Origin of the sequence: Micrococcus sp. KRD128 (genome assembly GCF_017168395.1) — a bacterium.
GTDB classification, from domain to species: domain Bacteria; phylum Actinomycetota; class Actinomycetes; order Actinomycetales; family Micrococcaceae; genus Micrococcus; species Micrococcus luteus.
In genome coordinates this window covers 1-390 of record NZ_JABFAX010000038.1, presented here as the reverse complement: position 1 = coordinate 390, position 390 = coordinate 1, and the positions used below count along the sequence as shown (strand labels likewise).

1 protein-coding gene is annotated in these 390 nt (G+C 66.9%); it reads right to left on the bottom strand.

Annotated features, from left to right (window positions below; translation table 11 throughout):
• A partial coding sequence (locus tag J1M44_RS11305; protein WP_206481101.1) for a DUF2336 domain-containing protein occupies positions 1 to 390 on the bottom strand: 390 nt, incomplete at both ends.

Sequence of the window (390 nt, the reverse complement as noted above, 5' to 3'; positions counted from 1 at the left end):
CAGCACCTGCTGCGCGGTCGATGGCCGCAGCCGCTCATAGGTATCCTTGCAGGCCTGCAAGTCGGTCGGCTCGCCGCCCGAGATGTCGTCGCGCAGATTGATGATCGATCGCACCGTCGACCATGACAGGCCCGACACCTTGGCCAGGATCATCACGCCCTCGGCGCGGGTTTCGATCATCATGTTCTCGGCGACGCTGACCGAGACATTGGCGAGCGCGGCAAGCGAGGCATTGGTCTCGTCGAACTTGCCGGCCTCGGCGAAGGCCGCAAGCTGGAACTCGTCGAGCCGGCCGTCCTGGTAGAGCGACTTGACCAGCGCATGTGCGATCGTGGTGTCCGGCGTGACGCCGGCGGGCGCCGAGCGCGCGCGCCGCGTCGCTTCCTTCAC